This window comes from Pseudomonas sp. TE12234 (assembly GCF_054061835.1).
Window position 1 is genome coordinate 162888 of sequence record NZ_JBSSEP010000009.1, and the last position, 11585, is coordinate 174472.

11 protein-coding genes are annotated in these 11585 nt (G+C 50.3%); 5 read left to right on the plus strand and 6 right to left on the minus strand.

Annotated elements, in window-relative coordinates:
• Positions 1–1118: 1118 nt before the first annotated feature.
• The 3 genes from ACVWYU_RS16120 to ACVWYU_RS16130 all read left to right on the plus strand — a co-directional run bounded on the left by ACVWYU_RS16120 (position 1119) and on the right by ACVWYU_RS16130 (position 4323).
• Positions 1119–2399 (plus strand): tyrosine-type recombinase/integrase, encoded by a 1281-nt coding sequence (locus ACVWYU_RS16120; RefSeq protein ID WP_457373121.1) that lies wholly within the window; start codon positions 1119–1121, stop codon positions 2397–2399.
• A gap of 853 nt (positions 2400–3252) precedes the next feature.
• The gene (locus tag ACVWYU_RS16125; protein WP_457373122.1) at positions 3253–3651 is read left to right on the plus strand and encodes a hypothetical protein; all 399 of its coding nucleotides are present in this window, start codon (positions 3253–3255) and stop codon (positions 3649–3651) included.
• A 96-nt stretch (positions 3652–3747) separates the two neighbouring features.
• The gene (locus tag ACVWYU_RS16130; RefSeq protein ID WP_457373123.1) at positions 3748–4323 is read left to right on the plus strand and encodes a hypothetical protein; all 576 of its coding nucleotides are present in this window, start codon (positions 3748–3750) and stop codon (positions 4321–4323) included.
• 694 nt (positions 4324–5017) lie between these two features.
• On the opposite strand, the gene ACVWYU_RS16135 is transcribed toward ACVWYU_RS16130, so the two are convergent.
• Entirely contained in the window at positions 5018–5215 is a 198-nt protein-coding gene (locus ACVWYU_RS16135) for a hypothetical protein (protein WP_457373124.1), read from the minus strand.
• Positions 5216–5488: 273 nt separating this feature from the next.
• On the opposite strand from ACVWYU_RS16135, the gene ACVWYU_RS16140 reads away from it, so the two are divergent.
• Entirely contained in the window at positions 5489–5785 is a 297-nt protein-coding gene (locus ACVWYU_RS16140) for a DUF7693 family protein (protein WP_457373187.1), read from the plus strand.
• 161 nt (positions 5786–5946) lie between these two features.
• On the opposite strand, the gene ACVWYU_RS16145 is transcribed toward ACVWYU_RS16140, so the two are convergent.
• Positions 5947–6561, minus strand: coding sequence for a hypothetical protein (locus tag ACVWYU_RS16145; protein WP_457373125.1), 615 nt, complete (start codon positions 6559–6561; stop codon positions 5947–5949).
• A 513-nt stretch (positions 6562–7074) separates the two neighbouring features.
• Here ACVWYU_RS16145 and ACVWYU_RS16150 point away from each other — a divergent pair.
• The gene (locus tag ACVWYU_RS16150; RefSeq protein ID WP_457373126.1) at positions 7075–7440 is read left to right on the plus strand and encodes an antitoxin Xre/MbcA/ParS toxin-binding domain-containing protein; all 366 of its coding nucleotides are present in this window, start codon (positions 7075–7077) and stop codon (positions 7438–7440) included.
• Between the two features lie 43 nt (positions 7441–7483).
• Here ACVWYU_RS16150 and ACVWYU_RS16155 read toward each other — a convergent pair whose 3' ends face one another.
• From ACVWYU_RS16155 to ACVWYU_RS16170, 4 genes are all read right to left on the minus strand, one after another.
• Positions 7484–7786, minus strand: coding sequence for a nucleotidyltransferase family protein (locus ACVWYU_RS16155; RefSeq protein WP_457373127.1), 303 nt, complete (start codon positions 7784–7786; stop codon positions 7484–7486).
• A 505-nt stretch (positions 7787–8291) separates the two neighbouring features.
• Positions 8292–8411 carry an antitoxin Xre/MbcA/ParS toxin-binding domain-containing protein gene (locus tag ACVWYU_RS16160; RefSeq protein ID WP_457373128.1) on the minus strand — a complete coding sequence of 40 codons (120 nt, stop codon included), beginning with the start codon at positions 8409–8411 and terminating at the stop codon, positions 8292–8294.
• Positions 8412–8797: 386 nt separating this feature from the next.
• Entirely contained in the window at positions 8798–9040 is a 243-nt protein-coding gene (locus ACVWYU_RS16165) for an AbrB/MazE/SpoVT family DNA-binding domain-containing protein (protein ID WP_457373129.1), read from the minus strand.
• 488 nt (positions 9041–9528) lie between these two features.
• The gene (locus tag ACVWYU_RS16170; protein WP_457373130.1) at positions 9529–11433 is read right to left on the minus strand and encodes an ATP-dependent nuclease; all 1905 of its coding nucleotides are present in this window, start codon (positions 11431–11433) and stop codon (positions 9529–9531) included.
• Positions 11434–11585: the final 152 nt, after the last annotated feature.

Sequence of the window (11585 nt, forward strand, 5' to 3'; positions counted from 1 at the left end):
GTGTCAGGCCGGGCCCTCCAAGGCTGTCAGGATTTTCTATAGATTGGACTGAGTTTTTTAAATGTGGTGTCACCGTCGCGAATTTCGGACACCGACGCCCCCTACATCCCTACAGCCCTTGAACCACCTAGCTTGCAGCGTTTAAGCAAACGGTAAGGATCGCTGTAATCCGATGAATTACGGACACTTTGGCTCCGATTCTATTTCCGTAACTCATTGATTTTTTATGGTTTCGTCTTCAAGAGACTGTTTGAACATTTTCAATCAATTCTTCGGCATTCTGGACACTTCTCGATTGTCGGCACTAGCCATCACTTACTGGGAATCCAGAAAACCCGCGGTCTCCAATAAGATTTGCTCATTTCTGGACAAATTCTGGCGGGTACACCGTGCGGCCTATTCTGGACACAAACCGGGAATTAGAGCATGACGGCGTCAGAGTATCGCATACGCCTGAGTTCGTTCAGCGGTTGCACTGGCATGCTGCAGCCCAAGCCTACCAAGGGCTGTGGGTAAATGGTTGCCCTTCGAGAGCTACTTTCGATTACTCAGGCACGCCCGACTTAGGATAAGTCCTAAGGATGCCTTTTCCTTCAATGCGATAAAATTCAAGACAAAATCAGAAACCCTGGCTTCCTCACACACAGATTCAAGCCCGTTTCTCTAGGCTCCAGCCAATTTGCAGTAATCTGGACAAAAAACGAAAAGCGAGTAATGAAAATAAAAGCGGACACTTTCCCTACGAACAATGACTATACGAAATCAGCATCAATTGTTTCTCAGTAGATATTTAATAAGTATCCGATTCAAACCACGTCAATTTTTAAGTAAATGTGCGTAAATTGACTGGACTGTCAATACCTAAATAATATTTCTCCCCTAATAAGAAAATTGGCAATATATAATTAATTAATTGCTCTAGCCGCCAATAAGGCAAACTTTAAAAGTTGTCAACATCGTCGACGATATTTTTTTCTTGAAGTACAGTTGCGGGACAAAAAATCAGGCGCTAGGATTATTTCGTCCTTGCATCCCCTTATCGGTAGCACCGGGGGAGTCGCAAACTTCCAGTAACTGTCAGAACTGGAAGTCTTAATTCCTGGCGTCGGTGATCGAAAATGGTTTTTGACCCAAACCCACTATTTGAAACCTTTGAGGCTTTTTTAGATCAAGACTTCTTAAGTGATAGTTCATCTATAAGTTTTGTGAGCAACTATATCGAAAGTTTCCCCGCCGCATTTGGTGCATCTTCAGGTTATAGAGCTGTGCGCTCGTTCTTACGCGCATACGAAGGCAGTGAGCAGACATTCAATTCATATAGGACTCACGTTGAGCGGTTACTTCTTTGGGCTTTGATTGTCAGGCAAAAATCAATCTTCGTCTTAAAGCGTCAAGATGCTGAGGCCTACTTAAAGTTCTGTAGAAATCCACCTTTAGAGTGGATCGGATCAGTTACACGCGGCCGTTTCATCGCTAATAAAGATGCTGAAACCGCTGCGGTGTATCCCATAGTCCCGAATCCAAATTGGAAACCCTTCAGTCAAAAGCCTAATAAGGAAAGCACCCACGTTGATACTGTTCAGACGTACGCAGCTTCCAAAGGAACCATGAATCAGATTTTCTCGGTTTGCAGCAGTTTTTATGAATTTCTGGCCGAAGATAACCTGGTGAGCCTAAATCCCTTCAGGCTCGTAAAAAATAAGCAGGACTTTACCGGCAGTCCCACTGGCGATGCCCAGAATCGTGCGTTGACGCCATTACAATGGGACTACGTGCTTGAGACGGCGGAGGCAATGGCTTCGGCTGAGCCACTTCGACATGAACGCACCCTCTTCATCCTGGCTACCCTTTTCGCCATGTATCTCCGGATCTCTGATCTGGTTGGCCGATCGAACTGGGAGCCTTGCATGGGAGATTTTCGCCAAGACCCTGAAGGCAACTGGTGTTACCACGTGATCGGGAAAGGCAACAAACCAGGAAAAATTGCAGTTCGGGACGAGTACGTTGACCGATACCTCAAACGTTACCGCGTCTTTCTCGGTCTGCCCCACCTACCGGCCGAAAACGAGCGAACCCCTCTACTCACGACATTGGATGGCCGAGCGGGCTTGTCTGGACGACAAGTACGCACCCTCCTCCAATCCGTTTTTGACAATGCTCTGGCTAAAATGAAGGCAGAAGAACGCGAGGCGTACGAGATGAACAGTCTCCGGTCAGCGTCAGCTCATTGGCTCAGACATACGTCGGCAACCTTCGACGCTCCTTTTCGCAAAGCTAAAGACCTGCAGCTAGATCTTCGTCATAGCAACCTGAGTACCACCCAAGACACCTATTATCACTCTCATGACCAAGAGCGGATGCATTCTATCAAGCGCTTAGGTATGAAGGAGCGAGGTTGATTTCATTCCACAAAACGCCCTAACCTAGTTACTTCTCTCGAGGCTCAGGAGCTCCGTGGAGAGAGATGAATCTAAAATCTCCACTCCGCGCAAACTCCGGCTAAATCAAGGCTACGCATGCGGTTGAATCATCGATAAATGAGTGGTATCTCAGTTGTGCGAGCCAGGTGAGCCATTCCCAAGGGGTTCTCCACCAACATCGCCCCACACCTAGCCCCTGTCCATACGCTGCAGCCCTCGATTCCATGCTTCACCGGTTTAGGAAGCCCTGAAAGAGCGGATCTTCGACGCAGCAACATGGATAACTGGAAACAGTTCCTTTCGGTATAAAATTCGTGCCCCTTCTTCCCGCATTGGCCCACGGACTCGTCAAATGCCCGGCATCAACCTCAAAAAAGCAGCCTTGCGTATTACGACCATTTCACGCAAACCATCGTGCTGAAAAGAGCCGAACAGCCTGATCTCTTGACCCTCGCGAATGCGGTTTACAACCCCGAGTGGAACGCTGGGTTGTTGCTGGTCGATGGCGCCCACACGGTACTGGCCCCTTTAGCACATGAGATGCGTCATTGGGTAGATATGAACTGCTCGAACAGAGGCCTGAAGACGCTTCAGGAGGTCTTCCGGCTGATGGCAGACCCCAGCGCCTCGAACGCCGCAATCAAGCCCCTCAAGCAGGACATTACGCTCAGTCATTTCATCGAGCTGTATGAGCGAGACGACGGTGCGGCTCGGTACCCTTGGCAGTTCGAATTTTCCATAAGCAAACCGAGTTTCCACGAGCCGATAGAACATAGACACGCCAGGCTGGACGGGCAAACCTGTGCACTACTGGCGGGTACCTAGCCTGCATATGTTCAAGTCCGAGCTTCAGATTTACGCGAGTGCAATCAGAGAGTGGCTTGACAGCGAGATCGACGTGCCCGCCATGCTTTCATCAACCGAGTCGATGAATCGGCTATGGCTGCATGAGCTCGATCCAGCAGCAGTTCCGCGGCAATGGCTACGTGGGTCGTTCGAGTTTCTCCAAGCATGGCACCAGATCACCACCGGCACGCCTGGTGATGCTCGACTGGCGACGCACTTGGTTGACGCGGAAGTCATCATCTCCGCGGATAAAAATTTCGTCCGGTTTGCAGAACGCTGTAGAGAGGACGCTCCATTCCGGATTGGTAAGGCCCTGCGCGCCCAAGCCCATCGCCCAGGTGTTGATGAGGTACTCGAATGGGTCTCCCACCCGAACACCCTATGACGTCCCGTCCCGCGCGTTTGGTGTAGATTTACAGCTTTGCTGCGGGGCCGCCTACACCCCGCCGTCTTCCTACCCCATTGTGATGAGGCAACCATTGTGAATGACCGCCACAAGCTCCTAGGCGACGAGCATCAGCTTGAGGACTTTCTGCGAAATCAGCGTGCGGACTTTGACGAGCGCAGCTATTGGCTCCAGCATTCGCTGGGTGCAGAAAGTCATTGGCTTTTTATCCAAGCGTATGACGCCCTAAAGCTTGAGCTCTACTTGCCAGCTTGTACGGGATTTCTCACCGGAATCGAGGCCTCGCTTCGCAATACGATGGCTCAAGTGAAAAAACCTGCTCAAGTCTACAACGTTGACGATATCTCGCTGCTGAGTAACTCACTGCTGCGTCAAGCTAGGGCCAATGGCATTTCAATCGACGGATTAGCATTTCCAGCTGAGTACGATTTCGAAGCCAATCTACCTACCCGCCAGAACGTTGAACTCGTCCGGGTTCGGCACACCCTGTGCCACGGCAACATTCTTGAGTATGTCAGTGCCCAAGAGGATATGCCGTCATTCTTCACACCAGAGTGCTGCCGTGACCTAGCCATTACGCTTGATGCCATCTCTCGTAACTGGGTAGCGAGCTTAGGGGTATTTAGACAGCAAGTCTTAGGCCTGCAGTGACTGGTCGCCCAAGGGTTGCACCATGGTGACAGAGCGTGAAGGCAAGACGATCCTGCACTCAACCAGGGGCCGCGCCGTCAACGTCTACCCCTACTAGCTGAAAGCCTTACCAGCGTAGCCGGCAGCGAAAAGTTAAGTGCTGCCTTTGAAGTCGAACTTGAGCACCCTCCTCCCAACCTGAAAAAGATAGCCTGAGTGCTCTCTCCCATCACGAGGCCTCACACTCGTGTTTAGATCCTGGTAGCGAGACGCTATACCGCGTACAGCTGACGAAACTCGTAGAACATTAATCGAGCCCTTGCCAGAAACGTCTAGGCCACAGGTTCACGTCGTGGTCATTGACTTCGAAGCAGGAAGAAAGACCATCATGCTAGCGACCTATCGGGCAGCATGCTCGGTAGGAATCCGTTTTTCGAACACCATCTATTCACGTAGAACTGACTTTCTAACTCGTTATCTGGAGCCCGCCCCCCATAGGAATGCGAGGCCTACAGGTATTCTGCTCTGCCCCGGTCGGTTCCGCACGTCACCAACCGCCAGTGTTACCCTGCTTGCTATATGTGAAGGCCATGTCCATAGACCCCATAGCGATCCAGGAAAAAGTCATAGCGGCGCGCTTAAAGCTTCGGCATTTCGTCACACTGAAAAGGGACAAATAATTTCTATGCAAGGTGAAGTAGGATTTTGTGATTGGCTACCCTGGTCGAATCGCAGTGATCTTCCAAAAAAAGATTTCCCTGGCGTTTACTTCATAGCTCGAAGCAAGCGCAAGCCTGACAACTTTCGCGTTAACAATGACTTCATCATCTACATCGGTGAAACCACTGGCCAAACCCTTGCCGACCGGCTTCGACAGTTCCACATCTCGGCTTTCAGCGAGCGACCAGGTCACTCAGGTGGCAATACCTTTCGGACGACGTTGCTGGAGACGACTCCGCTTGAACATCTTTGGGTTTCTGCGTGCCCGGTAGACATGGGCGAGCCTTACACCAGGGCATACATCAAGCATCTTGAGCGAAAATTGCTTTGGGAATACGTGTGCACCTGGGGCCGATACCCGGAATGCAATAGCTCGTGATTGTCGACGCGCAAAATTGCCGAGGATCAAGCCAACGCTTAAGTTAAGCCCCACTGTTTTGAGAGAAATGCCGTGCCCAATTCAAAAATGCTCACAGCTCGAGAGGTTTACCAGGTACTGCATGACGCAGCTATCGCGTCACGAACAATGCGCCGCATCACCGAGACGAGCTGGAACGACATTTACTGCGGCCTCATGACTGTGGAGGTGGATGGCTGGGTGATCACATTCTTCAATGATGCCGGCGACCTCGACTACTGCGACAGCTGTTACTCCCCTGACGGAAGAACGTATGACTTCAGTTCAAACGATGCTCTGGATCCAGTGGAGTTGCTGTCCACTGATGAGCACCGGCAGCTCGAGGATCTGCAGCGCAATATCTGATCAGACGTGTGCTCGGTTGTCCCCTGTCGTCAGTTATTGCGTGCCCCTCCGGGGGCGGCTGTCGTGAACCGAGCCTCGTCGCAGGCGCCGACGTCTCGGCCCTCCGGGCTTCCATCCTCACGCCTGCGCGCGCCGCTTGCTATTCAGGTTATCCAACCGCACTAACCAACTCGCTTTGAATTTGTCCCTACCCAGCGATGTTGCCCCAAGCCATTAGCTGCCAACGACATGTGAAACCAAAGCCATAGCGCCTGCTCTGCATTGAAACGCATGCTGAACATTCCAAAACGCATCTCAAAACTGTCTCCACTTTCACATGCCACGACCATCTCATAGATGGCTTCATCGTCCTCAGTAAATTCAATGTGAGGCTGTGGTTCGGAATATTTGCCACCGGCTATGTACAGATAACCCAGTCGGTTCAATGGAGTCATCACATTCGGCCTATCTGGAAGGGTCTCACTCTGGGGCCTCGGATCCTGCGCAAAGTGGTCGAAGGCGTCCTCATAAGAATTTTTGCGTAACGCTTCATCTCCACTCGAGCAAAGGTATGGCCTCACTGTCTGTGCTGCCCCAAGTGCTTCAAACAGGCAGCGAGTAACCTGTGCTGCTTGTGCTGGGGTGTAACGCTGTACGAAGTCATCAAGCGCGAGCGTGATGACTGAACCGTCCATTGTTGCAATGGATGCTTCATAGAAGTCTTCGACATCGTTTAGCCAATTGAATTCTTCCGTTATTTCGTACCGAAACTCACTGCCTATCGTTGCTGCGCTCATTAGCTTTCTCTCAAATTTATCTATCCCTAATGAGAACAACGGTTCGGGTTTCGAAAACCTTTAGCGAGAATTAGAATTTATTTTTAGCCAGTGTTGATAACCATCTGGTTCACCTCCTACGACGGTGGAAAACACATGCAAATGCGAGAAGGTCGCTGATGATTGGCGATGGCGAGATATAGAGCGACCGTCGAAAAGACCATCGAACGGTAGTCCCTGTACGTACCCTGCCGGGGCGGCTGTCGTAAACCAAGCCAGCGCAGGAGCTAGTCTTGGCCCTGGCGGGCTTCCATGCTCACGCCTGCGCGCTCCGCTTGCCTTCGCCCCCCCTCGCCTTCTGGGGTCTGTAACGTAGTTTTGTGCGTTGTAACGTAAGCAGTGTTACAGCGCATAAAGTTACGTTACAGACCATCGATCGCATGGCTATTGGAGCCGTTCACCGGTCAGAAGCGGCCATACTGTTCGATGAAGGTGGATAAATAAACTCGGTCATCACAGATCATATGGTGGAGCATGAAACCAGTCACATCGAGCGCTGAAAACGCTGTGCTTAGCAAAGCTTTTATCCGAGCCGGAGAAGGGCTGGGGCTTGATGACACTGAGCTATCAGCGGTTTTGGGCGAGCAGTTTTCCAATGTGCTGCGTCTACACCACGGACATGAATTGCTTCAACCTGGCACTGAAGCGTGGGGCCGAGCCTTGCTTTTTGTCGAGTTGTATCAGTCATTGCTCGCGCTTGCAGGAACCGAACAAAATGCAAAGATCTGGCTAAGCAGCGAGAATCGCGGCCTGAGTGGTCGACCACGTGATCTCATTGCGCGCCAAACGGGACTCGAGCAAGTCGTTGAGTACCTGGCTGCTACTCGCTCAACCATTTAACTTGTCCGGTTAAGTCAGTCAGGTGGTCAATGTGGAACCCCCACTACAGCTTGATCATCTCAAGTTCAATCGACGCCCTGTAGATTTCTGGCATGTTGTTTTCGACATTAAAATCAACAACCACGCCGAGCATCAGCTCGAGTTCGTCTTGCATATTGGCGATGTCAAACAGCGAAATCAGACCGACCATGCCCTCTGGAATGGTCGCTAGCAGATCGAGATCACTTCCCTCTTCATCCTCTCCACGTGCTGTCGATCCAAAAATCCCGGGCGCCACAAATCCGTAGGACTCTATGGTCTTTCTGATTTCATCTGCCTTACCTTTAACAGCATCAGATGGTTTCATTTGAGGGCAACTCTCGAGTAGTGAAGCAGCCGACATAGAGCGCGCTGCATGTGTGACATTCAGCTTATCAGCGCTGCCGTCACTCACACATGAGGAGCGCAAGAGCTCACCCGATGGCGGCATGTCTATCGATGCCGATGAGATACGGGAGCGAGTGATAGCCAGTGAACGCACTCAAGCGTTTCGTGAGATGAGCATCAGCAGTTTACTTGGCGCACTGAGCCGAGCCGGCGGCTCGAAGGAGCGATAGCATTGGCATCGTGCTCAGCAACCTTCATGGCGCATTGCGCAGTGATCGCCAGATTCCTTCCCGATTTTCAGGCAAAAAAAAGCCCCAATTAAGGGACTTTTTCGCTTTGCATTACGATCCGTGCTGACGTCCCCAGTTGCTACACTCAGAGTTGGCACCGTCAATGCAATTGAGATAACTGTATATCCATACATAATTTACGTCAAGCGCATTTTTTCGGACTGACCTAAACCCGGAAAACGATATCGGGTCGCCTCACACCAGCACTCCCCTTTCGAGCCTACCAATCAGATCCAAAACAGCGTTCGCTTCCACCCTCGTCCCTAACATGTCCATTGGCCGCTTGAGCCCTAGACCTTGCACCGGCGAGCTCATCCACTATCAATTCCACCAGGCGATCGCTTTCATCGGTATTAAAGCGACCAGCTTTTACCCGAGGCGCCGATGTCTTGGGCGACACGCAAATAGCGTGGGAGACCTCCGCATTCGGCATCTGAACCAGGGTCGCTATCTGGTCGAGCAATTCGACGGGAGGCCTTGATGCACACCCTCAAGTTGTTTCGTCCCGCGAGACGGTATTCGCAGTGCCATCCAAATGTCTCCATCTGTTTTTGGGTCTGGCTCATATTCAAAACACATGTCTCAGATCCGTATGAGCCGGGCGCACCGGTGAACAGGTTTTGTCGATAAGGACTGTTAGGTGACTGGAGATAAAGCTCGCTTCAGCTCACCCTACGTCAGCCTCAATGATGCTAACCCTGTCATCGAGCTTCTGCACCTCTAGCAGCGATGGCCGAATTCATGTCCTCTACGCTCACGGGGACTCTTGGCTTCCGGATTATGCCCTTGAGGCTTTGCACAGAATGAGTAGCAGCCACCATTGCAATCTGGCCATCCAACATTTCAAAGAAATGAACTCGATCTCCTGGCTTCAGACCGAGCGAATCACGCACCTGAGCAGGGATTGTGATTCGACCGCGAGAAGTAAGGGTTGCGGAAGGCATGTGTATACCTACGAGATTGGCTCACCACATATTAGCTAGGCAATGTGTCGAGATGTCAGGTCGACTATTGAGTTTAGCCGGGCCTTCAGGGCCCGAACGAACGGCTATCAAATGAAGCACTGGGTGCCGTGTAGCCCCATCCTCCAGAGGTAAGTACCCAAGAGCCAACCGCCTAGCACCCCCTAGAGACCTAAGCTCTTCGTCATGATCCATCACATTAGTAAAAATCAGCACGGAGCCGGGCACGCTTGCGTGTTGTTTCACACACACGGCCTCTTCTATGGTGAATGAAACTGGCATGCCCCATCCATGAGCTTCTTCGGCTAGCCTCTCAAAACAAGTTTCCGCTCAAGGTTTGGAGCACCTAGGTCGTGACAGCAGTTTCAGGCAGCCCCAAGTTTTCCTGCGTTAGAGTCACTGCGTAATGGCTTAACAAAATATGGTTAATGTGATGAGTGAAATCGGCCTGCCTGCCATGTAATGCGAGATCATGACGCGTTAGCCTTGGTTATAAATTCAACCATTCTGGTAAGCTCATTTGAGAATCCCCACAAGAGATCAGTTGGCTCAAGTGCTTCCATCGTCAACGCCGCCCTCATCATTTCAACCTTATTCGTATCGCCCCACACGCTCTTTCCAGGAACTTGGACGTGTTCTTTACCATCTTTCATGGTCGTTGTTGTGATGCCTGCGGCTGTAAAAAAGGCTTCCAAAGCCTTATGAAAAGGTTGGTACCGCCCGAAAGAAAAATCATCAACCACGATCTTTGCTTCATGGTTTGCGTATCCCTGCCAGCATTTAGACGCTGCATAAAGCAGCGTTCCGCCAGGGAGATAGTTTTCAATTTCCCGGCCTCCGGTCATACAAAAAAGGGCAGAGCCCGGCCTGCTGGCGTTAAGACGATCCACTTCGGTTTTTATCAATCGCGCACCAGGCTTCAAATGTTGAGCGGCATCTCCCTCTACTACTCCACCAAGGTCGGAATCAACCGCGATAATGATATTTCGACAAATACTGAGTGCATCAAAGGCCAATTGACGCTGTTCGTCGTCAGCAACACCAAGGTACGAGATCAGTCCTCCTCCATAGTGCATGATCGTGTAGTGAAATCCTTCCTCCAGATCCTTATCCTGCAACGCTTTTTTGAGCCAATGGCGATAGAACACAAGCTCAGTAGGGCCCTCAACCCAAAGCACAACGTTTGCTGTGAACAAGGTGCGCGCCGGCTGAACTCCCAGTGCCTCTAGCAGCAAAAATCCATCTTTGCGGCTTGTGACCTCCTGAACGCTGAGCGTGGTATTTTCGGCATCCTCTTCGTAAGCAGAATCGCACCTGTAAATCTTACTATCCGGTGCAAAAATTGGTGCAAATTCCAGCGCATGCGTGGCTATTAGAAATTGTCGAGGGTCTTGAAGAATTAGATCGAGCACTCTAATTCTTCGAGTGGGGTGAAGCCCATTCTCCGGCTCATCCCAGATAACGAGGTCGGTAGAATTCAAAAACCGAGTCAGACCAAAGTATGCAAGCGAAACTCTTGTTCCAGATGACGCTTTGCGATAATCCACACCATCTACCGATAAACATTTTTTGCCATCACTATCATGAAAATCTAACTCGTGTTGGAGTAAGTGTTCTAATTCCCCATGCGCAGTTCGAAATATTTTTTTATCTGCGGATTTACCTGATTGCTGCTCACACATCTTCTTTATGAATTCAGGAATTATTTCATCAAGGTTTTTAGCCGAATCCACTAAAACCGCAGCCGGAAACTGAGTCTTACTCAGTGCCTCATCTAGGATTTTTCTAGCGACAACCTCCGGCAACGTGCCAGGCATCATAACTTCACACTGAGTGGCAAGTTCGTATTTGCTGTTTTGTTGATCCAACGTACTTCTGAGACGAGCCATCTCATCGATGATTGGCTGGTGGTGTGGATTTTTATTATATTGATTCTGAACCTCTTCTATACGCCTACTGATTTCTTGGATAGCGCTTTGCAAATCTTCAATCGCCTCAACGGTGTGGGCAGATGTTATGAAAATTTCTGATTCGGACTTGAGGCTTTCAATAAAAAACTTACCCATCTCGCATTTTATTTTTACGTGCAGCCTATCTGAACAAACCTCAAACAAACCCGGCACTAAATGCTCAAGCGCCTGCTTGCTACCCTCAAACACCAATTCAGCTGAACTGAAAAGCAACCAGCTATCTGCTTCGCCTATTTCGCAGCTCACAGTTCTGCGCGACAGAAGATCGAGGGCGAATTTGACAACTCTTAGAACTGTAGTTTTTCCTGACCCATTGGGCCCGACAAGCGCGTTTATACCACCGAGTTCGAGAGATAATTTCGCGATACTAGGCAATCCGTGAAACTCGGCGTATAGAAGCTTCATTTGAACTCCACAATTTTTTAAATTAACGTACCAAGTCTGGTCAAAAGACTAACGAAAAATTCCGGCTTAGATTCGATTTTGAGTGATTCCCTCGATGCCATCCGAGGCTATACCACGCAGTTGAATTAATCTGCTCCGAGGGCTTTCACAGT

What these genes read in the sequence shown, in the direction of transcription:
- ACVWYU_RS16120 (WP_457373121.1), top strand. Translation starts at nt 1,119, where the DNA reads ATGGTTTTTGACCCAAACCCACTATTTGAAACCTTTGAGGCTTTTTTA.
- ACVWYU_RS16125 (WP_457373122.1), top strand. Translation starts at nt 3,253, where the DNA reads ATGTTCAAGTCCGAGCTTCAGATTTACGCGAGTGCAATCAGAGAGTGG.
- ACVWYU_RS16140 (WP_457373187.1), top strand. Translation starts at nt 5,489, where the DNA reads ATGCTCACAGCTCGAGAGGTTTACCAGGTACTGCATGACGCAGCTATC.
- ACVWYU_RS16145 (WP_457373125.1), bottom strand. Translation starts at nt 6,561, where the DNA reads ATGAGCGCAGCAACGATAGGCAGTGAGTTTCGGTACGAAATAACGGAA.
- ACVWYU_RS16150 (WP_457373126.1), top strand. Translation starts at nt 7,075, where the DNA reads ATGAAACCAGTCACATCGAGCGCTGAAAACGCTGTGCTTAGCAAAGCT.
- ACVWYU_RS16155 (WP_457373127.1), bottom strand. Translation starts at nt 7,786, where the DNA reads ATGAAACCATCTGATGCTGTTAAAGGTAAGGCAGATGAAATCAGAAAG.
- ACVWYU_RS16160 (WP_457373128.1), bottom strand. Translation starts at nt 8,411, where the DNA reads ATGAGCTCGCCGGTGCAAGGTCTAGGGCTCAAGCGGCCAATGGACATG.
- ACVWYU_RS16165 (WP_457373129.1), bottom strand. Translation starts at nt 9,040, where the DNA reads ATGCCTTCCGCAACCCTTACTTCTCGCGGTCGAATCACAATCCCTGCT.
- ACVWYU_RS16170 (WP_457373130.1), bottom strand. Translation starts at nt 11,433, where the DNA reads ATGAAGCTTCTATACGCCGAGTTTCACGGATTGCCTAGTATCGCGAAA.